The organism is Pseudoalteromonas sp. SWYJZ19 (assembly GCF_015864375.1).
GTDB lineage: Bacteria > Pseudomonadota > Gammaproteobacteria > Enterobacterales > Alteromonadaceae > Pseudoalteromonas > Pseudoalteromonas arctica.
This window is the reverse complement of sequence record NZ_JADYXI010000001.1, coordinates 276652-302839: the sequence shown is the minus strand read 5'-3', so window position 1 is coordinate 302839 and position 26188 is coordinate 276652. Positions and strand designations below refer to the sequence as shown.

The following is a 26188-nucleotide window of genomic DNA, read 5'->3' as shown; positions in this document are numbered from 1 at the left end:
GGTTTGGTAACAAGCCTTGCTTTTTTTTCGCAAAAAATTAAGAGTAAAAGAGAGCAATAATGAATAAAAATAACATCACTCATCTTAAAAATAAATTAGCGGGTTTAGTGTGCTTATTTACTGTGTTTGGTTGCAGTACCCACACGGCTCAAAGCAATAATAAAAATATAAATAAAGGGGGCGAAAGTGCATCTTTAGCGTCTGTTAAAACGTCTAATACACTGCTTGAGAGTGCGAGTTTATTTGCATCACTCCCTGATTATTGCCCAACCCCAGACGCTTTTGCTGTCTCTCCTTCAGGAGAGCTTACTTTATCGTGTGTTAACTATGCCAATAAAGGGCTACAAGCGGGTGTGCTGGTTAATATTAATAATGATAAAACGTTTACTAAAATAGCCCAGTTATCGGGGCCAAACAATAAAGGGAAGGGCCGTCCTATGGGGCTTGCCTATGCCCCCGATGGTGCGTTATTTATAGCCGATAACCAAGGTGCTGGCAAAGCTCGATTACTTAAACTCACCTTAAAAAATAACAAAGTCATCAATACTCAAATAGTAGCAAAAGGCATGAGTTCGCCAAACGGTGTGCGCTATCAAAATGGCTATATTTACGTAACTCAACTGCGTGTGCCAAGTAAAAATAAGGCCGAGACTCTCAGCGGGATATATCGTTTTAAGGCCACAGATACCAATATATTAGTGACTAACAGTACAGATGATCCGCATTTATTGTTTTTGGCTAAAACAGCTAATAAGCAACGTAAATTTGGACTTGATGGCTTAGTGTTTGATTCACAGGGCAACTTGTTTGTAACCAACCTAGGTGACGACTTAATTTATAAATTAACGTTTGATACAAACAACAACCTGCTTAGCCAAAGTACCTATGCAACACTTACAAAAGGAAGTGGACCTGATGGCTTAACTATAGACCCTCAAGGTAATTTATACGCCGCAGGTTTTTTAAATAATCAAGTTATAAAAATTGATACAAACCAAAATGTAACCGTTATTGCATCGTACCCCGATAACAATTCAGAAAATGGTGAATTAGACCAACCCGCCGATATTATTTATTATAAAGGCTCTTTGCTTATGTCGAATTTTGACTTGCTTACAGGCCCAGGCATTACCAATACTGGGCATGGCAAACCTTATACGGTAAGTGAAATTAAGTTACATAATAAGTAAGGTTTTAATTTAAGTTAAGCGCTTAAATTAGGTTCTTAAATTAAAATCGTGTGTATTGCCGTGTATGTTTGAGCTTTAGATTTATGGGCAATACATTTGGTTTACCGCTTTCAAAACTGCTGATTGGCAGCTTTTGATAGCTGTAAATATTCTAATGAGCATAAGTTAATATTATAAACCCTCGTAAATTTCTTTCTGAACAACTCAATTTTGATCATTTTCAACAACATATTTTATTTATTAATGGGGATTTTGAGTCTCTTTTTTTGTTTTGTATAAAAAATAAAAATATCTACATCACTTTCACTTAAATATTAATGAATTTAAATTGTTTAAAAACAGCGATTTAAATTACTTCGTTTAAAAAAGAAACAAAAATGTAAAAATCAAAGTAAACGACTTGTAAATATAAACATCATATGTTTAACTTGATCGCAAGTTAAGCAACGCTCTGAAACGAAATTAGGATACCAGGACGTTCATTCATTTTATCTGTGGCGCTTAACTAACAATAAAAACAGACGACATCATCACACACTGGCATTGAGAAAAACGATGCCGATAAACAGGAGAGCACACAATGCAGCATAACTTTAGGTTATCAGCAGTCTCTGCAGCTATTATTGCTTCGCTTATTTCATCATCTGCTTTTGCACAAGAAGATGAAGAAAAAGAGAAAATAAAACTACAAAAAGATATCGAAATAATTGAAGTCCAAGGAATCAAAAGTAGCTTACGAAAAGCGGTAAACGCAAAGCGCTTTTCCGACAACGTAAGTGACTCAATTCATGCTGAAGATGTAGGTAAATCAACAGATCAAAACATCGCTGATGCACTATCTAGAGTAACCGGGGTGAGTATTCAAGAAGAGGGCGGTGAAGGAACACGTATATCAATTCGTGGTGCCGGACCTTCTTTAAATCAAATATCAATGAATGGTGTAGCACTTACCGGCGGACTAAGTACCGATGGCTCTAGTGCGGGTGCTACTAACGATAACAGTGTTGATTTAAGCTCTTTTTCGTCAGATATATTGTCATCTATCGATGTAATTAAAACATCTTCTGCTGATAACGATGAAGGCTCACTCGGCGCAAGTGTTGTGCTTAGAACTGTAAAACCGTTAAATTTAAATAAACCACGTCGCTCTTTTACGGTTGAAGGGCGCTACAACGAGTTTTCTGATGAAAGTGACTCACGCATTAATTTTAGCTTTTCTGATAAATACTTCGACGACACCTTTGGCTTTATTATAACGGCCTCTAAAGATACCCAAAAAACACGACAAGATCGTATCAATACCGATTGGGCTAACGGCGCAATTCCTATTGTTGATTTAGATGATGCAACTGGTCGTACAGCACATGACACCGTTACAGGCAAAGCAATCAGGGTACTTGGCAATCAACGTGATGCTGATGGAAATAAGCTTTTTGGTGAAAATGGAGAAGCATTATTAAATCCACTGAGTTCACTTAATAATTACGACCCTGAAACGCAAATATTACATGAAGGTGATTTATTTGTTTTAGCGCGTGAGGTTATTGATTTTACATTGAATAATGACCAACGAGATCGCTTGTCAGTGTCTACAGGTTTTCAATACCAACCAACAGAGTCACTCGATATTCAGCTAGATGTAACTCATACAGAGCAAGATGTGTTAACCGACAGTCAACGACTGCGTTTGAACATGGGGCCTGTAACACCTTTAATTTATGCCGGTGATGACAATACAGCACTAAACGGGGTTGATTTATCGACCAATACCTTGCAGCAATCAAGTAGCCGCTCTACAGGTGGTAACTTTGTTCGCTCCTACGGACTTAGAGAAATTGATACTAATGTAGCGTCACTCGATATTGATTATCAGGTAACCGATTCATTAAATATGAATGTAAGAGCTGGTTTTTCTAAAACGACAGATGAAACACCAAATGATGATGAGAAAGACCGTTACATCTCTATTAGTACAGCTACATGGGGCACGGCAGGTCGTCAAATAGTTGAATCAATGCCCGATGGCAGCCACGAAATGGTTGGCTACGACTGTGGCAGCAATGGAGAATGTAGTTACTCAACTGGCGTAACTCCAGGGGAGTTTGATGCCTTTGATGGTACGTCTAATGCGGTATACAGTCGTTTTAATCCGTATGACATGGAGCACAATCACTTAGGTAGTTTAGTGCTTCGTAAAAACAAATTAGCGGATACAAACAAGTCGCTTTTTGTTGATTTTGACTATGCGCTTGATGGCGACTTTATTAGATCGCTTGAATTTGGAGTTAAGTGGTCAAATCGTAAAAAAGATGTCTCTATTCAAAATAGAGCAACCACAAATGGCAGTGATTTAATAGATTTAGAAGACCCTGATCAAGCGTTTGAAGTACGTGGGCTTGGTACAATTCGCTTAGCCGATATAGTGGCTGATAGCGCCTATCCTTACGATAATTTTGGTGAAGATATTCAATCAGATCGCTCTGCACAGTTTTTTAATGGCTGGCCGTTACTTGACGCAGAAAAAGCGCTTGAGATTGTTTCAGGTAAAGATGCAGGCGAAGTAGGTATACGAGAAACCATTACAGGCAGTCGTAATATTGAAACCGAAACAAAAGCCGCTTATTTTAAAGCAAACTTTGAGCTGATGGATGGCAAGCTAACAGGTAACTTAGGCCTTAGGTATGTAAAAGATGACACAACAGCAACAGGCGTAGGCGGTATTAACTATACGCGTTTTCCACAAATGGTTGATGCGTATAATTTGTTAGTTGAGCGTGGTTTAGCAAATACAAATTTAGATGCCTGCCCGGCAGCTGTTATGGGGGTCTCTGACACGGGTCAGCCTGATCATCGTTACACACCAGCAAACGATGCTGAGCTACAAAACTGTTGGGCATGGCAAATCACTCATGCGTATAACCGCTCAAACCCAGCTACTTTCCCTGTTGATCCGCAAACGGGTCAGTTTGTAATTCCCGGGGCTGATGGCAACACCGGACTGGGTGTAAATCAGCAAGTGTTTGTAGATGAGAATGGCAACATTATAGCTAACAATGCATTACCTTCTTTAATTTACGACAGCAACGGAAATTTAGTTCCAACGTCAGCTAATGCATGGGCACACTTTGCAAGTAACGGACAAATTTGGCCATTTTTAGACAGAACAACTTCATTTACAGGAACACAAGGTAGCGGACGTGAAGTACAAGACCGCGTTGCTTGGGTAACTAAAAAAGGCGGACATGACGCTTATTTACCTAGCTTAAACTTAAATTATGCAGTTAACGAAGAAATGATTGCACGTTTTGCTGTTAGTAGAACCATGACGCGTCCTCGTTTTGATTCATTAAACCCACGTACACAAATTTTTGAGCAACAATGGGACTCTGCTAATGGCTCAGCAGGTAATGCAAATTTAAAACCGCTTAAATCAACCAATCTCGACTTGTCTTATGAGTGGTACTTTAGCGATTCAGGCTTGCTGTCGGTAGCGTTCTTTTACAAAGATATGAAAGACTTTGAAGAAACGGTGGTTGTTCCGTATCACTATAAAGACGTTAGGACCGAATACGATTTACAAACAGCCGATTTATTACTTGATTACGATGAGAATAGAGCACCAGGTGGCGAAGAAGATTGTATGCCACTTAGGCAAGTTGCAGGCTTTTTTGACCAATGGCGCATTGAATGTGACGTTGTAAACGTAACCACAGTAACCAATGGTAAAGGCGCAGATATTAAAGGTGTTGAACTAGGTTACAACCAAAACTATGACTTTTTACCAAGTTATTGGGGTGGCTTAGGTTTAAACATGAACTATACCTACCAAGATTCAGAATCTGATCGTCAGCAGGTAGGTAATACCGATATATTTTTAAAACCACTACCACAACCTTTCACTCCAAAGCATTCCCTAAATACAACACTGTATTGGGAACAAAAAGGGATTCAATTACGTTTAGCGAGTCGCTACACCGGGGATCAATTAGTTAACCGAGGTTTAGTTGGTGGCGCTACATGGCAAGAGGCAACCCATCGTTTGGACTTTAGCTCAAGTTATAAAATTAATAAAAACTTTAGCTTAACTTTTCAGGCACTTAACTTAACTGATGAAACTAACCGAATTTATTACACCAGTTCATTTAGTCGTAATGCGTTTGAAGCTAACTCGCAAGAGGTTGTGCTTGATGAAGGTAATGCAATTGAAGATGGCAGTGTGACTACTTCGCGTACAGCATCAGTTTGGAAAACAGGTCGTCAGTTCCGTGTTGGTCTTCGCGGTACCTTTTAATTGAGAAACTATTAGCAGCGGGCCACGTTAGGCGCGCTGCCTTACAAATCTTGGAGAGTAAGATGAAACATAACTTACTAATAAAAACAGCAATTAGCAGTGTTATATTTTCAGTATTAACAGGGTGCGGTGGAACGGATGAAGGTTACGATCCGCAGTTTAAATCTGATTTAGCACTTGTAATCGATACCGCAGTGATCACGAGCACATTAAATGAAGAGTCCGGAGTTCAAGAAATTGATTTACTGCAAGGCGTAACAATCGACGGTAAACCAGCCTCTGAGTCAGGTGCAACCATAAACGTAAGTGAGTTAGAGTTTGTGGTTAATAATAATTTCACTACCCCACAAACAAGTGCTAATACCATTGCATCACACCGAATTTCACCTTTTACACAATCAAGTGATAGCACTAAATTAGTTATAAATACCGATGCGTTTTCGGCGGCATTAAGACAATGCGACCAAACCGATATAAGAGGCGCTTTAGATGGCGGTGGTAATCCTATTGCTGATGGTAACTTAGACTTTCCGAGCCAAGTTATTTATAACATTACATATTCTATCAATAATGGTGCAGCTATTGCTGCGGGTGGCGCACTGCCTACACGTACATTACAATTAACTGTCAATGCGATTGATGATGTTGTAACTGAGGTCAGCGTCTCGCCGATTGAAATTCCTGCTGGTGGTCAAGCAAGTGTATTCGCATCAGCGATACCAAATTACGCGTGTAACCCCGCACTTGTTTACTCAATTGCAGATGAAGATATTGCAACCATTGATGAAAATGGCCTTATTAGCGCTAAAAATACCGGTGAAACGACTATTACAGCCACAAGTGTTGATAACCCCGAAGCTTCAGCAAGCGCCACACTTACAGTGACAGGTGCTTTTAGTCTTGCAATAACAAACGACGATAAAAACGAGTTAGGCGCTTCTTCAGGTAACAAGGACGTTCCAATCTGTGTGGTCAGTGGTGTAGAAGTGCAGCCGGCTTTACTAAACGCAGAGTTAAGCGGCGAATATACTTTTGATTGGACACTTAACGATGAAGTTTCATTTACGAAAAGCTTAACCGCAAAAAGCGGCTTTGGAGAAGTACTTGCCGTTAAAGCACCTACAACAATAGATAGCTCAAATACGGTAACGGTTGAACTTATTGATGGCGATACAGCAAGTACACCTTTATCACTTATTTCGCAAAAAAGTATTACGGTCAATACCGTTAATAACCAAATGTGTGAGCCGGGTGTGTCTGAACACGAAGCAGGCTTTAACACCGACTTTAACCTCAATGGTGAAGGCGCACCTTATAAAGGCAATGCCACTTATAGCGTATCGGCAACCTCTGTGTCGGGTAATGGTCGTTCGCTTGAAATTACAGCGGGTACTGCAACTCAAGGTGAAGCGAATACACCGTACTCTTTTGCAACTCAGCAAGTTTGGAATAAACAACGTAACTGGTATAGCGCCAACTATGGACGTGGTGCCGAGTCTGTTGATAAAACATACCGTTATGCCGTGTGGGTTAAGTTAAATCAAGTGCCTGTTGAACCCGTTACGTTGCGCCATGTTGTTGTACCGTGGGTTTATGACGGCATACCTGAGGATGCAAATGGATTTACAGGTCGTTACTCAGAAGCGGGCTTATTTAGCGCAGCACTCGCAGCTACTACGCAGTGGCAATACATCGAGTTTGTAGAGGATTCAACTAATAAACGCGACTGGGCTATTCCAGCAACATGGAGCTCAGTAACTGATGTGTTTACCCTTTGGGAAGTGTACGGACTGCCAACGGGTGATTCAATCTTGATTGACGATTACGCCGTTACGCGTACCGATATTTAAGCGAGTACTAGACGCATAACATAATATTAATTAAAGCGGCTTTAAACTAAATAGGTTTAAAGTCGTTTTGTTTGCTTATAAGCCACTAAAAATCTATTTATTTACGTATTAATTTTTAACTTTCACACAAACTTACATACAAAATAATGAGACATCATGAACAACACGCAAAAAAATATAAAAACACATAAATTGACGCTCACAGCAGCATTATTGTCGGTAATAACCATTGGCGGTTGTAGCAGCGATGCGACGACTAACACGCAAAAGCTTCCCCAAACTAAAAATAACTTATTGCCTTTAACAGATCCGCAAAACACCGGTAAATGGGTACTTAACACTCAAGTAAGTGACGAATTTGAAACCAGCACTATCAATGAAGAACGTTGGTACATTGTGGGTAAACTTGAAAACGGTAAACCTGTTTATAAGCATCCAGATAATCCAAATAAAAAAGTATGGAAAGGCCGCGCACCTTCGCAATTTTCGGGTAATAACTATCGCCTAGAAAATGGCAAACTAAAACTTGAGACACGTTGGGAGCCTGACTTTCCTTTTGAACAAAAAATACATAAGCCTGTGTTTGGCGATGCACTTAAATACGAAAACCTCACAACGGCATGCTTTATTGGCAGAAAGTCTTTTCAGTACGGATACATAGAAATTAAAAGCAAAGCCGCTGATGCGCAAGTGAGCAGTGCATTTTGGTCGATGGGCGAAAAGTTAGAAGTTGATTTTTTTGAATTATTTGGCGACTCGCTCGACCCTAAAAAAGATCACATAGACAGTGAGTTATGGTGGTCAATCCGCGATTGGAATAAAAAAGTAAAAGGCAAACCAACGTATACAGAGCGCAAAGATTTAGGCTTTAGAGTGGCCGATGACTTTCATGTGTATGGAATTGACTGGAGCGCCCAAGGAATTAAATATTATGTTGATGGTAAATTATTTAGCGAAGTATCTGCAGCACAAGCTGATGCCTGGGCAAAAGAGCATCGCGGGGTTGATAAAGGTTACGTAGCCACTAAGCCACTGTTTTTATGGCTTGATCAGGAGACTTTTCCTTGGCATGGCGTACCAAAAAGTAAAGAAGAGCTTGAACGTAATAGCCCTGAGGGCAAAAAAGATGATGGTGTAGTCGACTTTGAAATTGAATACATCCGTGTTTGGCAGCAAAAACCATTACAGTCAGTTAAGTAAGGAGTGGGTTAAATGAAAAAAAATAGTAAGCCAGCAAATACGTTATTTTGTTTATCATTGATTGCTACAAGTACTCTGCTTTATGGATGTAACACCACTCAAAGGGCAAGCAATGAAACGCTAAGTGACAACAGCAGTAATAAATTAATGTTTAGCGAATCGCACAATATTATACCTTTTGAGCCACTATCGCGTCGTAAATGGGATAGCGCGCTGATTGCAGACTTTGATAAAGATGGCTATCAAGATGTATTAATTACTGAGCATACCCACGCAGTAAAAATTTTTTGGAATAACAAAGACAATACCTTTTCAGCACCACAGATAATTATTAAAGGCGACACACATGGCGTCGCTGTTGCTGATTACGACTTAGATGGTCGTATGGATTTAATAATAGCCCAAGGCGGTGGTGGAGGTCTAAAACCGCGTTTACCTGTATCGTTTCAAATAAATCATGACCGTACTGTTGAAGGCGGAGAAACGTTTGATAATTTTGAACGTACACGCGGACGTGCGGTTAAATTAATTGATGGCAATAACAGTGGCACTTTAGATTTAATGCTCTCTGCTTTTCCGCTTAAAAAGCAAAAAAAGGGAGCCAATCATATATATAAAAACGAAGGGCATAATCATTTTAAGTTTGTCGATTACTTACCTACTGCAAAATGGCTTGGTTATAAAGCCTTAGTTAGTGATTTTGATAATGACGGGCACGATGATTTATTTTTTTACGGCGGAGATGACATTGTTGTAGCGCAGAGTAAATCTGATTTAGGTTATAAAAATAAAAGTAAGGCTGTACTAGGAAATAATCGCAATATTAGCTATGTGAGTAGCATAACCGAAATTGACTTTGATAATGACGGTGACTTTGATTTATTTTTAACGCGCGCTAAACACCAATTTGAGCAACACACCTTTTACGATGCTCAATCTCAAAATTTTGCTTTTTTTACTCGTAACGAAGCATTTAAATTTGAAGATTTTAAAATCGAAGGTGACTTTGAAATAGAAAACCTGCAAATGGCTTATCCCCATTTTAATGTGTTTATTGGCAAAAATAGTGCGCCTTTAGCATTACAAGGGCATGGCGGCAGTGAACGTACGGTACAGGTAACAAAAGAGCAGGCTGCTGGCTGGCCTAAAAAACTACATAAAAAAGGTTTATATATAGGTTACTTAGGTAACGATACTTGGCGCGTAGCGGGGGATACTAAATCGCCCACAGCCGGTGTTATTAAAAGAGTGACTAATTCACCCAACGTAAAAAGGCTTGAGCCATTACCAGCGGTATTATTAGAAAACCAGCAAGGTAAATTTGTTGATGCAACAGCCAAGCTAAATATTAATCTTAGCGAACCTACAACCAGTGCTGTAGCCGGAGATTTTAACAACGATGGTTGGAGTGACTTATTTGTATTGCGTTACGGAAACCCTGCAAAAGCTAACGAGCAGGTACTGTATTTAAATCAGCAAGGTAAAGGATTTGAGGCTTTACAAAACCATGGTGTTATTTCAACTGAGCTTGGAGCAACAGGGGGCAGTGCACAGGCCTTTGATTACGATAATGACGGGGACCTTGACTTAATTTACTCAAACGAGCGCGGTCGCTGGCATCTATTTACTAATAACAGCATTTTAGACGCACAGCATAATTTTTTAGTCACTAATATTGGTTACTCTCCTAACGCTGGCGTGTCGGCAATGGGGGCTACAGCGACTATAAAAGCGTGTGGGCAAACTTATAAACGAGTTGTAGGCGCAACAGGTGCTGGCTTTTCACAAAGCGAAAATAACCGATTACATACTGGTTTAGGACAGTGTACTAAGGTGCAAAGCGCCAAGGTTAAGTGGTCAAATGGCGAGTACGTTGAACTTAATTATAAAAACCTAAATGATCCGAAGGGTATTTATGCAGGTAAACAATTTTTTGATGGGAATAACTATAATGATTAGAAAAAATAGTAGTTTAGGGTTTTGTCTATCCACCTTGTTGTATTCAGGTATTATTAATGCTTCAGTCGATCCGTCAAGTGACATAAATATACAGCCCTATCAAGGAACTCAAGTTAGTCATTATTTGCTAACATGGTCAGATGAATTTAATGGTACAGAGGTAAATGAAAAACGATGGAATTACCGATTAGACTGTAAACACTGGAGCCAACAGCGTAAGGCTAATAATACTGTATCTGGTGGTCTTTATCGCATTCATCTTCGAAAAGAAAGTGTGGACTGTCCTAATAATAATGCCTTACAACCAGGTCAACAAAAAGGTCAAAAACCTGCTGGGAAAGTTCAGTATACAGGCGGAGGTATTATTTCAAAAGACGAACTACGATACGGGTATTATGAAGCTAAGCTTAAAATGCCTTCAGGAGCGGGGTGGCATACTTCATTTTGGATGATGAGAAATCAGTTTATAGATTCAACGAGTAAACACGATTTAAATAGCAACATTGAACTAGATCCTGTTGAGAATGATTCGATTGATTTAAAGCATTATCAAATTGACGCGCATCAATGGTCACCAACGCCAGGGACTGAAGACCCTGGTCGTAAACAAAATAAGGTCGGCACAAAGCAAGTTAGATTTAAAGATGAAACTCGCTTAGATGATTTTCATATATATGGTTTAGAGTTTACATCGACCCATTTGCGTTATTTTTTCGATGGGAAATTACAAAAAGAAACCTCGTTTGATGTCAACCAGTATAAACACAATGATATTAGTATTTGGTTTACTTCAATAGCATCATTTTTAGCTAATACAAAACAGGTAGATAATAGCCATTTACCTGCTGAAGCACAGGTTGATTATGTTCGCTTTTTTCAAACTCCCAAGCAAATAGATGAACTTCAATAATACTATTAGGGCGTGTTGAACGGTGTAGATTGAAATTCGTTCAATCTAGGGGCGATTTAATCGCGGTGTGAGGTTTGTAACGTAGTGGGCTCGGTAACTGCTCCTGCGTTACCCTACTGGCTTTCATCCATGTAAGAATAAGTAAAAACCGAGTAGTAGAGAATTGGCTGTCCCTATAAGCAGCCCTAAATGGCACGCATGTTTAGCATCTATGCTGCATTATCGCCTATTTATGGGGAACAGCCACACTACATAGGCCCCGCCTTGCATAAACACCAAACATACTGCTGAAAATCCAATTACCAAAGATCAACGTGCCCTAAATATTATTATAAAGAAACTTGGATCCAAATAGTAAATGCATAGCTTGAATAGGTAAAAGAAGTGGTCAGTTGAATACAGACTGATCGCAACACAGGTAAACCTAGTTATCGCTTCAAATAAGCACAAGACGCATTTGATGAGCGTAACCGCCCAGACTGTAAATCACGTTAGAACTAATCGTATTATCATGAAAAGTGACACAAAGTTTAAAGTGCGGTGTTTACTTTACACATACTGGCAGCAAAGGCTGAATGAAAGCACGAATAGATTACTGCGACAATATTAGCCTAAATCTACTGATTTCAAAAAGTAGCACTATCAGACGTTGAAGATTTCATAGTAAAGGCAAATTAATGGCTGAGCATATGAGAGTTATAATTGCTTAGCGGTTATGTACTTCAAAGTTGAATTTACCAAATGTTTTAGTGTGGGGTAGATGTTGATTTTTATCAAATTAGGGACGATGAAATCGTCCCTAAATACAGACTTTAATTAAAAGCTATATTGAACGCTTGCACCCACATAACGACTCCAGTCACGAGGATAGAATGCTTCCCCAAACCCTTCAGAGTTTATACGTTGGCGAGTAGTGTACGACTTATCAAATAAGTTTTTAATGAATACACTAAACTGTAAGTTATCTTTGCTTACGCTTAAGTAACCATCCCAAATGCTTGACGATGGGTTAGCTGATTCGCCAAAGGCAAGTTCGTTAATTGATTGCGTGTGGCTGCCATTATAACGCCAAACTGCACGTGTATTAGCATTCCAGCCTGTATCAGCAATTTGTGTATTATATGAAATAGTACTTAAAAATTGTTGCTCAGCATTATTAGGGAAAGATAAACCTGTTTGATCAAAGCTCTGATTGCCTGTTGAATCAGTTGTACAACGAGAAGCAAGTAAACCACCATCACCAGCAGGACAATTGATAGGTGTATCAGCAAAGTCCTCGTAGCGTGCATCAAAATAAGCGTAGTTAAACGACCACTTTAATTTATCTGATATTTTAACCACTACATCGGCTTCAATACCGGTTGAACGTGCTTGTGCTGCGTTTACATAGCCTGCAAAAATAATGTTATTTTCTTCATCTATTACACGGCTGGCACGTACTTGATAATCGTCAACTCTCATATCAAAGTACGTAAAGTTAAACAGTAAATCATTATCAAAATATGCTGAACGCAGACCTACTTCAAAGTTTGAAGAGTTTTCAGGATCGGTAGGGAAGTTGTCTGCATCGGCAGGGTCCGTATTTGTTGTTACAAAGTAAGATGCCCCTTTATAGCCGGTAGAATAATTTACATAACCGCGAATATCATCAGTAAAGTCATACCCTACAACCGCTTTGTATATAAAGGCGGTGTCTGAGTTATCAAATTTAGTTGGCGCGTCTTGGCGTAAAATAAGCGATGGATCTGTTTGAGCAAGTTCTAATACTTCATTGAATGTTTCCATTCCAACACCCGTAGAAGGTGTTGCCAAATCTGTACGAGCAAAGGTTGCATCACTTTTTTCGTGTAATAATCTAAAACCAAAAGTAGCATCTAATTGCTCAGTTATTTGGTATTCAAGTTGTCCAAAAATAGCGACGTTTTCAAAACCAGTTGTAAAATCACCACTATTTAGTAAGCGAGAAGGCGTTAGTAATGAGCGGTCGTCATCGCCAGTAGTTGCATAGTTAGCTAAAAAAGCATCGGTAGATTGCTTTGAATAACACCCTGTTAATTCGCCGCCTTCAATAAAGCCACGGTTACCTGCAATACAGCCGTCACGTATTTCAGAGCGCTGACCATCGGTATCATGGTAAAAAAGACCTAATACCCAATCAAATTTTTCATTATTAAATGACGAAATACGAAATTCTTGTTGAAGCACATCAACTGATTCGTTACCACCAAAAGCGGTTCGCTCTACAGGAAAATTAATAGTGAAAAATGCGGAACTGTTATATAAATCAAAATCTCTGTAGCTACCATTATAGCTAAGTGTAATTTCATCATTTAGGTAGTAATCAGCCGATATTGAAAAGCCAAAATTTTCTGTTCTACCAAAATTACCTTCAGCATTACGCGATGTAACTGGGCCGCCGGCTTCTTCAAAAGTAGACTCAGGATTTACACGGTTATAGGTTGTGCCTTCAATAGTGCCATCATCTTTTACATTAACGATTGGACGAGGGCCAAAATCTGGGTTTATTCCACCTAAACGAGTAAGAGAACAACAATTTGTGTCTGTCTCTGAATATTCTAAGCGAAATAGTACGTTTAGCTCTTCACCGTTGTCATACAAAAGTTGGCCACGACCAGCTTTCGTTGTTTTTGCGCCTATGGTGTAATCTTCTTCACCAGGCATGGTGTTTTCTATCCAACCATCAATATCACTGTATTGCGCGTTAAATCGAGCTGCCCAGTTTTCGTTAAGGGGTACATTTACGGTCCCGCTAAAATCAGTGCCATCAAACTCAGTAACCTGTGCTCTAACCGTGCCTGAAACTCGGTCATCTAGTTGCGGCTTTTTAGTTACATAATGCAATAGGCCTGTTGATGTGTTTTGGCCAAATAAAGTCCCTTGTGGGCCGCGCATTGCTTCTACACGCTGTACATCTGAAATAGGTAAGTTAAGCATTGATTGGCGAGGTAATACTTCGCCATCTATAACGACTAGGTTTGAAGACTGTAAGCCAATTGAATTTGTAAAAGTGCCTATACCACGTGTTTTTAATGTTGTAGTTCGTATTTCACTGCTGTCATCAATGCCAAAACCAGGTAAGTAGGTGACTAGATCAAACCCATTATCTATACCAATTTCTTGAATTAAATCACCGCTTAGCACTTCGATTGAAGAGGGAACTTCTTTTAATGCTTGATCGCGTTTTTGTGCGCTCACTAAAATAACTTCAAAATCGTCTGAATTGCTTTTAGCTTGTTTTGCGGTTGTTTCTTCTTGTGCATATGCAGTGTGTGTGAAAGCTGATAAAGAACAACATGCAAGTAATATTGCTGTATGCAATTTACTGTGTTTAAGCATTTTAACCACTCCGTTTCTTCATAATTACTGTGTGTGCAGATAATGCAACGGCAGTATCTGTTATTTAGAATCAGGCTAATTAAACAGCGACTCTTAATTGCGATAAAGCTATAAGCAATCAAGAAGTGTAAATAATCATGAATGATTCATTCTAACAATTTAAACATATGATGTTTGCAAGTGCAATGTGTTGATTACTTGTTTATTAAATGTTGCTTGTAATATTGAGGTTATAACCTTGTATTGCCGTTTAAGTAACACAAGATTATTAAGTTAAGTGGTTGAATTTTAGTCTCTAATCTAAATTACAAATTTAGAATGAAAAATAATTCAATTTTTAAAAATTATTTTAAACGAGCAAAAAAGTGGTAATCCTCAGCATTTTTAAGCTTTTGAGCAAAGCTCATCGCTAAGTTTTTGAGCTGCTGCGCATTATTATAAGCACCAATTTTGAGTTTTAACTCACCCACGGCCTGCGCTGTTGAGCCAATGCTATCAAGTGCTAAAAAGTATAAATAAGCATATTGCACGTTACTACTCTCAAGTGTCATTGCGTGTTTAAACGAATCAACCGCAGCGGGTTTGTTACCGCTTCTAATAAGCGCCATACCGTTTGCATAATGTAGCGACGCAGAGGTAGGTACTGCCTTTAAACCACTATTTAACGTGCTTTGCATTTTTGCTGTTTGACCAAGGCGATAATAAATGTCGGCTAAATTTACATAACTTGCATCAAAGTAAGGGTCCACGCTAATGCCTTTTTGTAACGACTTTATAGCACCGTTTATGTCTTGCTTGTTAAGCGCGAGCATACTTTGATTAATGTTACCTTCACCGCGCCATGTATTGACAGTATTAGCGTGTGCAAGCTCTATAATAGATTGATTAAGCCCGTTTAACTGCGCTGTTGTTTGGCTTAGGTTTTGCGCTGCAGCAACACGCACCGACTTTAATTTGTCGGTTAATAGTTGCTTGTAGCTTTTTAAGCGCTCTGCTTCGGGGAGTAAAAAGCCCACTTTAGCAATCGCTAAGCGAATAAGCGGAAGCGGCGAGTTAACCCAACTTTTTACTGTGGCATCGTTTAGCTCAGCGCCCGAATTACCTAAATAAGCAATTGCACTGGCGCGGTCTATTTCGTTTAACGAAAAGTCATTAATTAAGCTCATATGTGCATTTTGCGATATCGCTTTTAATGAGCGCAGTTCAAGCATACTGTGCTCACTTGCACTTAATGGCGGTGCTTTACCATGCCATTTTTCAAGCGTGCTTGCTGCCCATTCGTTTGTTTGACCGTCGTGGCATTGCACACACGCATTGGGTGTATCGTATTTTATTGATATGTCAGGGCGCGGAATTTTAAAGCTGTGGTCGCGCCTGTCATCAACGCCCATGTATCTGTTAGTTGGCATGTGGCAGCTAACACATTGTGCACCGGTTGATTGTTCTTTATGGCGATGATGCTCGGGTTTGTTATATTCGCTGGCACTGTGGCACTGTAAGCACAGTCCATTTGTTTTTGTTTTAACTTTCATAGTGTGTTTATCGTGGCAGTCAACGCAGTTAACCCCGGCTTTGTACATTTTACTTTGTGCAAAAGAGCCAAACACATACACTTCTTCTTTAATTTGGCCATCGGCGTGATACAAATTTGGTTCTAAAAATGAAGGGCTAAATTGATCCAAAAACGCTTGGCTGTTATCAAAGCCATCGGTTAATGGACTTCTAAGCGAATGACATGCATAACAGCCTTGCATAAAGCTGTTATCGCGCGGCTCACCTTGCCAAGTAGCAATTTTGTTATCGCCAATTATTTTCCACTGCGACATATTGGTAGGGCTTGTTTGAGCTGTCTTTATTCTTTTTTTAGTTTTATGTTCATCCGTTATATCGCTGTGGCAAGATTTACAGCCCACATTTATATTCGAGAAGTGCGTATCAAAGCTTTCTTTTTCAGTAGTGTAATTACGCTTTAAATTATCTGAATGGCAATCGGCGCACATGCCGTTCCAGTTTTGCAGAGGTTGCAGCCAATGGAGACGGTCGTTAGGTTTTACATCCTCGTTAGCGTAGTTGGCATACCAACGCTGACCGCCTAGTGATTTAGCGCGACTATCCCATGCAAAAGGAAATACCTGGTATTTGCCTTTTTCAACTTCAATTAAATACTGTTGCAGTGGGTCAAAGCCAAATACATAACTTACGGTGTACGTTTTTTTAGTACCTTGCTCGGTCAAATCAATTAAAAAGGACTCTTTTTCTTTATAAAATACGGCTTTTTGAGAAAAGTGGGTCGCGGTTATATTATTAAAATCACCAAGCACGGTATCTTTATTGGCTAAAGCCATTGAGTTTGCATGGTCTGACTGTTTCCAATCATGGGTTTGTTGTTGATGACAAGACTGGCATTCCTCGTTTGCAATCGCTGAAAAACAGCTGCATAAAAAAAGAACAACAAAAAGGCTGTTTTTTATATTTATCATTTTAGAATCCACCTTTAATAGCACACCAATGCATACTTAAAACTAAATAACAGGCCGCAGCTAAGTACTCAATAAATGAGCTTTGCCTTTAAGCTGACGCTGTTATTAGGCTTAAGTAATAGTGAGAAATTGAAAAATTAATTTCAAAATATCATACATCATATGTTTGCAATATTGTTATGTTTTGTTTAGTGTAGCGATATTGTGATTTATAAACGCATTATTTACAACTCAACCATTAAATTAACTAGCCGTAATAGTCTAATATAACCAATATGTTAGCTATGGTGTAATTAATATTTTTTAGCTATGTGCTTAACTATTATATTAAATAGGAAACTGTGATGAATAAGCTACTTGTTCTTCTTTCTGTATGTTTAGGCTTTTGCGTTAGTGCTAATGCAATGGCAAAAGCACAAACAGAAAAACCTAATATTGTTTTAATTTTTGCTGATGACGCAGGTTTTGGTGATTTTGGCTTTCAAGGTAGTACGCAGCTTAAAACACCTAATTTAGATAAACTTGCCCAAAGCGGTGTTCGTTTTACTCAAGGTTACGTAAGTGATTCTACTTGTGGTCCTTCACGCGCAGGTTTAATGACGGGTAAGTACCAGCAACGTTTTGGTTACGAAGAAATTAACGTACCTGGTTTTATGAGCGATAACTCAGCACTTAAAGGTGCAGATATGGGCTTGCCATTAGATCAAAAAACAATGGGCGATTATCTTAAAGAGCAGGGTTATAAAACAGCGGTATTTGGTAAGTGGCATTTAGGTGACGCCGACAGGTTTCATCCTTTAAAACGTGGTTTTGATACCTTTTTAGGGTTTAGAGGTGGCGACAGAAGCTACTTTAACTATTCAGAACAAGAAATGAAAAATGGAAACAAACATTTTTTCGATAAAAAATTAGAGCGTGACTTTGGTAATTACGAAGAGCCAAAAGAGTACTTAACCGATGAGTTAGGTAAAGAAGCCGCTAAGTACATTGAACAAAACAAAGATGAACCCTTTTTTATCTATCTAGCTTTTAACGCAGTACATACTCCGCTTGAATCAGATCCTAAAGATTTAGCTAAGTTTCCAAACTTAACGGGCAAACGTAAAGAGCTTGCTGCAATGACCCTAGGGTTAGACAGAGCCAGTGGTTATGTACTTGATAAACTTAAAGAGCTAGGCTTAGATGATAATACTATTGTGGTTTTTTCAAACGACAACGGTGGCCCATCTGACAAAAACGCCTCAAATAATGCACCACTTGCAGGGACTAAATCAAACCAGTTAGAAGGGGGCATTCGTGTACCATTCTTAATTAGTTGGCCAAAACATATTAAACCAGGTTCGACTTACGACTACCCAGTAAGCACACTAGATTTACTGCCTACTTTTTACAGTGCCGCACAAGGTAAGGCGTTAGGTAATGATATTGATGGCGTTGATTTACTCCCTTATATTCAAGGTAAAAACACAGCACGCCCACATAAAGTGATGTACTGGAAAAAAGAAAACAGAGCTGTAATACGCGATAACGATTGGAAACTTATTCGTTACCCAGACCGCCCAGCAGAGCTATACGACCTAAGCACAGACATTAGTGAACAAACAGATTTAGCAGCAAAAAATCCTGAACGTGTTAAAACTATGTTTAAATCATTGTTTGAATGGGAATTAACGTTAGAGCGTCCGCGCTGGTTATTAAAAAGAAAATACGAAAAATACGATATAGACCGCATGGATAAATACCGTTTACCAGCAACTCAACCTTAATAACGCATAGGTAATAATAATGAAAATAGAATCTGTTGAAGCGCTTTTAGGCTGCGTAGGAAAACGTAATCAGCTATTAGTAAAAGTAGTAACCGAATGTGGCATAGTTGGCTGGGGCGAATCGGGCTTATCAAATCGAGAGCAAGCAGTTATTGGCGCGATACATCACTTTGCTGGGTTTTTAAAAGGGCAAGATCCGCGTAAAATTGGCCGTATTTGGCAAGAGCTATACCGCAGCCATTATTTTGAAGGGGGCCGTGTAATTACGGCTGCTATTTCAGCGATTGATATTGCTCTTTATGATATTTTAGGTAAGTCACTACAAGTGCCTGTTTATCAGTTGTTAGGGGGCAAACAACGCGAGCACATAGCGTGCTTTGCGTGTTGTTATACAGAGGCCGATCCTGATAAATTTGACGATTTAGTTAAAGAAGCAAAAGCACTTATAGCGCTAGGTTGGACAACAATAAGAGTGATACCGAGTCGTTTTGACGACCCTGTGTTTTTTGAACCACAAGAATCTATAACGCGCACAGCGCGTTGTTTAAATGAGCTGCGTAAAGTACTTGGGCCTGATATTACACTCGGTATTGATTACCACCACAGATTAAGCGTGGCTGAGGCAGCTTCGTTTTGCCAACGTTTAAAGCCCGATACACTCGATTTTATTGAAGAACCGATTCGTCATGAATCTCCTGATGCGTATAAAACGCTGCGTACTTTAACGCATATTCCTTTTGCTATTGGTGAAGAGTTTAGCTCTAAATGGGCAGCTAAGCCTTATATAGAACAAGGGCTTACTCAGTATTTACGTGTTGATGTGTGTAACATTGGTGGCTTAACAGAAGCAATGAAAGTGGCTGGTTGGGCTGAGGCACATTATATCGATGTTATGCCACATAACCCGCTTGGCCCTGTGTGTACAGCAGCCACAAATCACTTTGCAGCAGCGCTACCAAATTTAGGCTTAATGGAAACGCACCAAGGCCCGTTTAGTGAGTTTGGCGCCCATGATCCACTTCTTTTTCCTAAGCAGCATGTGTTAACAGGCAATAAATTCACTATTCCTGAAGTACCTGGTTTAGGTGTTGAAGTGAACGAAGCCGCGTTTAGATTGGCAACCCCTGTAGAAACCGAAGCACCGCATTTATCAAAGCGTGATGGTTCACATACTAACTGGTAACTTGTTTAGAGAATTAAATGAATACACTTACAGCGACTGTTTTTGACAGCACACTAAATTTTGTAGGCGAGGGGCCTTTGTGGCACCCGATCACACAAACGCTTTATTGGGTTGATTTTCCAAACCACATTTTGCACAGCAAAAAAGGCGACCATAAAGTTGAGCAACGCTTAGATAATATGGTTACCGCTCTGGCTTGGGTAAACAATAAAACCTTATTACTAGCAAGTGATAAAGGCCTAAATACCTATAATACCAGCACGCATAAGCAAACTTTTTTGTGCAGCGTTGAAGCAGATAAACCTGACAACCGCAGTAACGATGGGCGTGCCGATCCGTGGGGTGGGTTTTGGATAAGTACAATGCACGGCGATGCTCACGAAAACGAAGGGGCAATATATCGTTTTCACAACGGCGTACTTACTCAAGTTGTTAGTGATTTAACCATACCCAATGGTATTTGTTTTGATAAGTCGCGTGCTAGAGCTTATTACGCAGATTCAAAAACGCAAAAAATTTACCGATTTGACGTCGACTCACTTACGGGTTCGCCAATAGGAGAAAGTGTGTTGTTTTTTGACTATTCAAGCTCAGCTGTATCACCTGATGGTGCTGTAATTGATAGCGAAGGCAACATGTGGATTGCACTTTGGGATGGCGCACGTGTAGATTGCATATCGCCCGAAGCTAAGGTAATTCAAAGCTTAGCGACTCAAACACCTCGCCCTACCTGCCCAGCGTTTGGCGACGATGGTACAACACTTTACGTAACGTCAGCACAATGTGGTCTAGAAGATACCCTATTTAATGCTATACCTCACGGCGCTACGCTTGCATTTAAAAATGCGGTAAAAGGCGTATTTGAGCCTTGCGTTAAAATAGACGGCTTTTAATTTTACGTATTCACTTTAAATATTAATTTTGTGTTTTTTCCTCTTACATTAATTAGATGTGAGAGGAAAAACACATTGCACATATAAACATCATATGTTTATATTGTTTTTACTAATTCTATCAATGTTATTCTTTTATATGTTGTAGAGCACTCATTACCAACACAGTAAAAGTATAAAAATAAAACTAAGGGTAATACATTGAAAGACACACACACACAATCAACAAAAGCAATTAAGTACTCCCTCATTGCAGCATTTGGCGGATTTGTATTTGGCCTAGACGCGGCCAATATATCGGGGGCGTTACGCTATGTTAGTTCGCAGTTTGAGCTAACCAGTTTACAAACAGGTAATGTAGTGGGTTGCGCCATTGTTGGCGTAATCATCGCACTATTTTTTACAGGTACTTTATGCCAAAAATTTGGTCGTAAAAAGGTACTTATTGGCATTGCTTTAACGTATTCACTCTCTACGGTTATTTCTGCTTTTGCGGTAAGTTACCCCATGCTGGTTGTTGGACGCTTTATAGGAGGGGTCGCATTTGCCTCTATAACTGTCTCAGCTATGTATATTGGTGAAATTGCACCCGCTAATAAACGCGGCCAATTTGTATCAGTTAATCAGTTGCTTATAACGTTAGGTAGTTTATTTGCGTTTGTTGTTAATTACTTTTTTGTTAAAAACATGGGCTCAATTGAATGGTTAAATGAAGCCAATATTTGGCGTTATATGCTTGGCTTTGAAATTGTGCCTAATATTATTTGGTTTTCGTTATTAATGACGATTCCTGAATCGCCGCGCTGGTTAATGAGCAAAAAACGTGATGAAGAAGCACGCGCTGTATTCAAAGGTATGGGGATCAATAACGCCGATACCGAAGTAGTACTTAATGATATTAAAGCAACCATTCAAGAAGATTCAAAAAACAGTGCACTAGAGCAACTTAAAGTATTGTTTAGTAAGCCTATGCGTTTTGTTGTGCTACTTGCTGTATGTTACGCGGTAGTGCAGGGCGCAACCGGCATGAACGCCGTATTGTTTTATGCACCTACCGTGTTTGAACAAATAGGTATGAGCGTCGAAAACTCTTTTTTACAAACAATAGTACTTGGTGCGGTATCTGTATTATTTACATTGGTCGCCATATTCTTTGTTGAAAAACTTGGCAGAAGAACATTAACCATTACCGGTTTACTGCTTATTGCTGTTGCGCATGTATCAATTTGGTATGGTTTTGAAAATGCCACGTACTCACTCAACAGTGAAGCAATAACCAAAGTTGCAGAGCAAAAAGTAGATATTACAAAGCTGCACGTTTTCGAAAATAAAATATACAGCACTGATGTTGCGCTAAAAGCAGATTTAGCCACTATTTACAGTAAAAAAGAGCTACCAGTTGTTACCGGTGCAATTATTAATGCTTCTATAAATATTAGTCCTGCGTATGTTTTATTTGGATTATTCGCATTTTTAGCCGCCTTTAATATGTCGATAGGGCCAATAATGTGGGTGATATTCTCGGAGATATTTTCAAGCCGAGTACGCAGTGTTGCGCTCCCCTTTGCCGCCTTAGTACAGAGTATTTCTAGCTGGAGTATTCAGCAGTTTTTCCCTTGGCAATTAGAGAACATGGGCGCAGCAAATACGTTTTTATATTACGGAGGCGTCGCTATTGTAGGCTGTATTGTTATGGCATTCATACTTCCCGAAACTAAGGGTAAGTCTATTGAGGCCATTGAACGCGATTTGGTCCCTGGGCTCAATAAATAAGGAATACAACTATGTCATCACGATTATTAAACGAAGTTGCTATTGTCACTGGCGCAGCCGATGGAATTGGAAAAACAGTTGCACGCGTATTTTGTGAGCAAGGCGCTAAAGTGTGTGTTGCTGATATAAATAAAGAAATGGGCGAAAATGTTGTAGCAGAGCTAAAAAGCAAAGGGTTTGATGCTATTTTTGCTCATACCGATATTAGCGACGAAACGGCTATAAAAAACATGGTTGAAAAAGTAGTTAATGAGCTCGGCAAGCCCAGTATTTTAGTTAATAACGCGGCTTTAATTAGCCCTGGGCGAAACGTAGATGACGTTACTCCACAAATGTGGCGTGATAGCTTTGCGGTTAATGTTGAAGGTATGTGGCAGTGTGCTGTAGCCGTACTTGAGCATATGAAAGAGTTAGGCCGTGGCAGCATTATAAATGTAGGTTCTGTGCATTCTTATAAAATTGTACCGGGGTATTTTCCGTATGCGGTAACTAAGCATGCGGTTATAGGGTTAACTAAAAACTTAGCCGTTGAATACGCAAAGCACAACATACGAGTAAACGCATTGTGCCCAGGCATGATAGAAACACCTATGGCGTTTAAGTCGTGGGAGCAAACAGACGATCCGCAAGCTTCACGCAAAGCAATGGGCGATGTACATCCTCTAAAACGAAATGGAACAACTGAAGAAATTGCTTACCCAGCCGTGTTTTTAGCCAGTTCAGATTCGAGTTTTATGACAGGGCAAAGCTTAATCATTGATGGTGGCCGTTCTGTAATTTATCACGATTAAAGTGCTTAACTTAACACACTGTAAGGCTCATGGTTTTGAGGCTATTTTGCTAAAAAATAGTGAGCTTGCTGTTACAGTCATTCCTCAGTTGGGTGCAAAAGTCATCTCTATTGTAAGCTTAAAACACAATAGAGAGTGGCTTGCTCACGATAAACAAATCACTTTAAAACCTGCAAAAAACAATGATTTCTCTGAGCATGATAGCGGTGGTTGGGATGAATGTTTTCCGGGTATTTCTCCTCAGCTGTACGAACATATCCCCAATAAAACGCATTTTTCACATGATCATGGTGAATTGTGGTGCCAAGCATGGCAAATAACTAATACCCATATTAGCGATGAAGAAATAAGACTTAGCTTACAAGCTGAGGTTTTTGACTCTACTTTTACATTTATAAGAACGTTTACCTTAAAAAAACACAGTAAGCGGCTGCTTGTTGATTACCATGTAAAAAATAACACAACTCACAATCTCCCTTTTGTTTGGTCAGCGCATCCTATTTTTGCCATAAAACCAGAGATGCGTATTTTAATAAATAACAAACATATGGAGTTTAAAGTTGATGAAGGGCTTAGTCGTTTTTATAACGTTAATAGTGCCTTTATTAATTGGAGTGACTGCTCAACTAAAGTCCCGCCGCTAAATAAAGTTATGCCCTATAACAGTGGTTTTGCAAGTAAGGTTTTTAGCAAACACTTAAATACGGACACTCATAAAGATCAAAATATAGTTGTAAAACTGGTTGATGATAAAGCTCAGCAAAGCTGCGGGTTTGAATTTTCATCAACAAACATAAGTCACTTGGGGCTTTGGTTTAATTACAACGGTTGGTCTGCCAATGAGCAGCTCCCCCCTTTTGTACTTGGGATAGAACCTTGTATAGGCAATAGCGATTCTTTACACAAAGCCATGGCGAGTGAAGAGGAAGGCTTAATTAAAAGCAATGCTCATAAATCTTGGCATATGAGTTTTTTTGTTAACTAAATGTATTTTGTGTTTGCTCAATCAAACATCATATGTTTAAATAGTTATTATGTATTAAGGCCTGTGTGTCTTACTTTAGTCATTTAGCCCTTAGGGTGTTGTAGATAATAATGGAGCGACAGAATGCTTTCTAAACAACTGTATATTGGTGGAAAATTAATAACGAGTGACGCAACGACCGAAATTATTAATCCTGCAACACTCGAAGTTGTAGGCGAAATTTCGGCTGCAGGTATTAATGAAGCAAACATGGCCTTAGAGTCTGCGCAAGAAGCATTTTCAAGTTGGTCAACAACGCCTGCAACAGAGCGTGCTCAATGGATGCTTAAACTGCGTGATGCAGTAATTGCAAACGAGCAACACTTACGTGAATGCGTACATTTAGAAATGGCTAAACCATGGCAGTCAACCGCTGACGACTTTCAAATGTTAGTTGATAGCCTTAATTTTTACGCTGATGCCATTGTTAATATCGCCGATGAAGAATTAAAAGATAATGAAGGTACGCACAGCCACGTTCTTTCGCGTGAGCCTGTTGGTGTAGCGGCTGCATTTTTAGCATGGAATTTTCCATTATTAAATTTGGCTTATAAATTAGGCCCAGCAATGGCTGCGGGTTGTCCGCTTGTAGTAAAACCGTCAAGTAAAACGCCTTTGTCTGCTTATGCTGTAGGCGAATTATGTGAACAAATCGGCTTGCCAGCAGGTGTGGTTAACATACTTTCGGGCACAGATAGTACCGTAGGCGATGCCATTTCAGCGTCAACTATTCCCTCTGTACTTACTTTAATTGGTTCTACTAATGTGGGTAAGCATGTAATTGCAACAGGTGCTACGTCAATCAAGCGTTATTCAATGGAACTTGGTGGTAATGCACCTGCCATTGTATGTAGCGATGCGAATTTAGATAACGCAGCCGATGTGATTTGTGGTGTTAAGTTTGCCAACGCAGGGCAAATTTGTGTTACCCCAAATCGCGTATTTGTACACGAAAGCGTTGCAGACGAATTTATTGAAAAAGTACTTACTCGTGCAAAAGCAGTAAAAGTTGGTTTTGATAAAAACGAGGCCATTGATATGGGCCCCGTTATGGATGCTAACTCATGGCAACGGATTGATGAGCTAGTTAAAGATGCACAGCAAAAAGGCGCACAATTGCAATTAGGTGGTAAAAAACCTACAGGCGTTAATGGGTATTTTTACGAACCAACCGTACTTACAAGTGTAGATTCGAGCATGAATCTATACAAAGACGAAATATTTGGCCCCGTTATTAGCATTATTACGTTTAGTGATAACGAACAGGTACTTAGCGATGCAAATGACACGGACGCTGGTTTAAGCTCATTTATTTTTAGTAGTAACGAAGACACTATTTCTTACTTTGCAAAACATTTACGCTTTGGCGAAGTACAAGTAAACGGCATTAAATACAGCATTAATTTACCTCATTTTGGTATTAAGCAATCGGGCGTGGGTGTTGATTGTTCGTTGTTAGCTTTAGATGACTACCTTGCATATAAACGTGTTTCTCGCGCGTTAAAGGTTTAAGGAACAGAC

15 protein-coding genes are annotated in these 26188 nt (G+C 39.4%); 13 read left to right on the top strand and 2 right to left on the bottom strand.

The window, feature by feature from the left end; translation table 11 throughout:
• Positions 1-59 precede the first annotated feature (59 nt).
• From I6F45_RS01335 to I6F45_RS01310, 6 genes are all read left to right on the top strand, one after another.
• Entirely contained in the window at positions 60-1190 is a 1131-nt protein-coding gene (locus I6F45_RS01335; RefSeq protein WP_197159475.1) for a Vgb family protein, read from the top strand.
• A gap of 580 nt (positions 1191-1770) precedes the next feature.
• Positions 1771-5481 (top strand): TonB-dependent receptor, encoded by a 3711-nt coding sequence (locus tag I6F45_RS01330; RefSeq protein ID WP_197159474.1) that lies wholly within the window; start codon positions 1771-1773, stop codon positions 5479-5481.
• A 62-nt stretch (positions 5482-5543) separates the two neighbouring features.
• The gene (locus I6F45_RS01325) at positions 5544-7331 is read left to right on the top strand and encodes an Ig-like domain-containing protein (protein WP_197159473.1); all 1788 of its coding nucleotides are present in this window, start codon (positions 5544-5546) and stop codon (positions 7329-7331) included.
• Between the two features lie 156 nt (positions 7332-7487).
• Positions 7488-8531, top strand: a complete 1044-nt coding sequence (locus I6F45_RS01320; protein ID WP_197159472.1) for a family 16 glycosylhydrolase — start codon at positions 7488-7490, stop codon at positions 8529-8531.
• 12 nt (positions 8532-8543) lie between these two features.
• Positions 8544-10490: a CRTAC1 family protein gene (locus I6F45_RS01315; RefSeq protein WP_197159471.1), complete on the top strand. Its 1947-nt coding sequence runs from the start codon at positions 8544-8546 to the stop codon at positions 10488-10490.
• A complete protein-coding gene (locus tag I6F45_RS01310) occupies positions 10483-11400 on the top strand; it encodes a glycoside hydrolase family 16 protein (RefSeq protein ID WP_197159470.1) in 918 nt (305 codons plus the stop codon). The genes I6F45_RS01315 and I6F45_RS01310 overlap by 8 nt, the downstream gene beginning before the upstream one ends.
• Before the next feature lie 816 nt (positions 11401-12216).
• On the opposite strand, the gene I6F45_RS01305 is transcribed toward I6F45_RS01310, so the two are convergent.
• Both I6F45_RS01305 and I6F45_RS01300 read right to left on the bottom strand, forming a co-directional pair.
• A complete protein-coding gene (locus tag I6F45_RS01305) occupies positions 12217-14757 on the bottom strand; it encodes a TonB-dependent receptor (protein ID WP_197159469.1) in 2541 nt (846 codons plus the stop codon).
• A gap of 344 nt (positions 14758-15101) precedes the next feature.
• Positions 15102-17237: a multiheme c-type cytochrome gene (locus tag I6F45_RS01300; protein WP_197159468.1), complete on the bottom strand. Its 2136-nt coding sequence runs from the start codon at positions 17235-17237 to the stop codon at positions 15102-15104.
• 344 nt (positions 17238-17581) lie between these two features.
• Between I6F45_RS01300 and I6F45_RS01295 the strand changes: the two genes are divergently transcribed.
• The 7 genes from I6F45_RS01295 (at position 17582) to I6F45_RS01265 (ending at position 26179) form a co-directional block, all read left to right on the top strand.
• The gene (locus I6F45_RS01295; protein WP_024594144.1) at positions 17582-19003 is read left to right on the top strand and encodes a sulfatase; all 1422 of its coding nucleotides are present in this window, start codon (positions 17582-17584) and stop codon (positions 19001-19003) included.
• Positions 19004-19022: 19 nt separating this feature from the next.
• Positions 19023-20186 (top strand): mandelate racemase/muconate lactonizing enzyme family protein, encoded by a 1164-nt coding sequence (locus I6F45_RS01290; protein WP_055255562.1) that lies wholly within the window; start codon positions 19023-19025, stop codon positions 20184-20186.
• 17 nt (positions 20187-20203) lie between these two features.
• Positions 20204-21079 carry an SMP-30/gluconolactonase/LRE family protein gene (locus tag I6F45_RS01285; protein ID WP_197159467.1) on the top strand — a complete coding sequence of 292 codons (876 nt, stop codon included), beginning with the start codon at positions 20204-20206 and terminating at the stop codon, positions 21077-21079.
• Between the two features lie 201 nt (positions 21080-21280).
• Entirely contained in the window at positions 21281-22852 is a 1572-nt protein-coding gene (locus I6F45_RS01280; protein ID WP_024594146.1) for a sugar porter family MFS transporter, read from the top strand.
• Positions 22853-22863: 11 nt separating this feature from the next.
• Positions 22864-23643: an SDR family NAD(P)-dependent oxidoreductase gene (locus I6F45_RS01275; protein WP_165739254.1), complete on the top strand. Its 780-nt coding sequence runs from the start codon at positions 22864-22866 to the stop codon at positions 23641-23643.
• 1 nt (position 23644) lies between these two features.
• A complete protein-coding gene (locus I6F45_RS01270; RefSeq protein ID WP_197159466.1) occupies positions 23645-24628 on the top strand; it encodes a hypothetical protein in 984 nt (327 codons plus the stop codon).
• Positions 24629-24751: 123 nt separating this feature from the next.
• Positions 24752-26179 carry an NAD-dependent succinate-semialdehyde dehydrogenase gene (locus I6F45_RS01265; RefSeq protein WP_197159465.1) on the top strand — a complete coding sequence of 476 codons (1428 nt, stop codon included), beginning with the start codon at positions 24752-24754 and terminating at the stop codon, positions 26177-26179.
• The last annotated feature ends 9 nt before the right edge of the window (positions 26180-26188 follow it).